1 pseudogene is annotated in these 344 nt (G+C 71.5%); it reads right to left on the bottom strand.

Features of this window, described 5'->3' with window-relative positions:
- Positions 1-333: pseudogene (locus AX702_RS03915) on the bottom strand (hypothetical protein); the annotation flags it as partial.
- Between the last annotated feature and the right edge of the window lie 11 nt (positions 334-344).

The following is a 344-nucleotide window of genomic DNA, read 5'->3' on the forward strand; positions in this document are numbered from 1 at the left end:
CTCGCGCACCGGCTCGGGCGGGGCGGCGGGGGGTGCCACGTCGAACACAGCCAACGCGACGGCTGGCTGCGCGGCGTGGGTGTGCAGCGCGGTCCACGAGACCAGCGCGGCCATTGCCAACACGCCGGCCACGCCCGTGACCCCGCCCATGCCGAAGAGCCGGGTGCGCAGGCTGGTCGGCTGGTCGGTGTAGCGTGATGGCGCTTCCCACACCTCAGGGAGGGCTACGCCAGCGTTGGGGATGGCCTTCACGGCCGGGGCGACCGGTGCATCATCCGGCGCTTTGGTCGCGCAGGCGCTGCGAGGGGCATCACGCGAAAGTTGCGAAAGCACAGATCATCACC

It is taken from the genome of Sphingomonas sp. CCH5-D11, assembly GCF_001557395.1.
Taxonomy (GTDB): Bacteria; Pseudomonadota; Alphaproteobacteria; order Sphingomonadales; family Sphingomonadaceae; genus Sphingomonas.